Origin of the sequence: Streptomyces sp. M2CJ-2, from assembly GCF_016757295.1 — a bacterium.
In the GTDB taxonomy this organism is placed as follows: domain Bacteria; phylum Actinomycetota; class Actinomycetes; order Streptomycetales; family Streptomycetaceae; genus Streptomyces.
In genome coordinates this window covers 1-913 of the sequence record NZ_JAESIF010000258.1, presented here as the reverse complement: position 1 = coordinate 913, position 913 = coordinate 1, and the positions used below count along the sequence as shown (strand labels likewise).

Below are 913 nucleotides of genomic sequence, written 5' to 3'. Positions count from 1 at the left end.
ACACTGCATCACCCGCACCAGAACTCACCCTGAAAACCAGCTAACCCACCGTCCACCAAACCCGGGGCTTGACAGTGTGTCAGGTCAGGGTCTTTTCGCTGGTAGGGGTGTTGAGCATGGGTGGGGCACTGTCATGAGGTGGTAAGCCTGGATGTTTGGCTGTCAGGGTGTGGTAGATGACCTGGTCGCGGCACTGTCACGAAGGTGGCAGATCGCCCCTCCGGGGGCACAGATGATCTTGCAGGGAATTCCACCCACCTACGGAAAGCCGCCTTCTGGTCGACCTGATGTTCCCTGAGCTGGATCACAGACATTTCCATGCCTCCCCTGATGCCTTACTCCGGCGGTTATTCAGACGGCTACGTGCGGGTGCGAGTACACGGCGGATTCGTCTCCGACCGACGCGTTGGTGAGGCCCGGCCGCCGGGCCTTCCGTCCTTCCATGACGGCTTGTCGGCCGGGTCGTAGTGCCTGGCCTCGCGGGTGCAGAGGATGACGTCGCCGGTGCCCAGCTCGACCGTCCGTGCCGTGCACAGACCGCCCGCCTCGCCCAGCGCCTCCAGCACCCGTTGCCGCTCCGTGGTGTGCGGATGGGTGCGCGGCAGGACCGTCTCCCGGATGTACGCCTCCAGGCGCACCCGGTCCGCCCGCTCACGCTGCCTCACGTCCGCGAGATGTACGGCCAGTTCAGCGGCCCCGGCCGCCGCGCCACGACCCGTCCCGGTCCGCGATACGGGCCAGAGCCTCGCTCACGGCCGTCACGCCCTCATCCCAGCCGTCCGCGAACACCGCGCCCCGCGAGGCCGGCGCCATCCCGTCCAGCTCGACCACCGCGCACGGCGTTGTCACGTTGGCTGACCGGCCTGGGATGATCTTGGAGATGATCGTGCCGGGGAGGGAGTCGCTCGTGTCG

General features: G+C 66.9%; 1 protein-coding gene and 1 pseudogene. Both read right to left on the bottom strand.

Features of this window, described 5'->3' with window-relative positions; genetic code table 11:
* Positions 1–359 precede the first annotated feature (359 nt).
* Complete coding sequence (locus JL475_RS39180) at positions 360–665, bottom strand: hypothetical protein (protein ID WP_202282953.1); 306 nt, start codon at positions 663–665, stop codon at positions 360–362.
* A 22-nt stretch (positions 666–687) separates the two neighbouring features.
* Positions 688–913: pseudogene (locus JL475_RS39175) on the bottom strand (hypothetical protein); the annotation flags it as partial.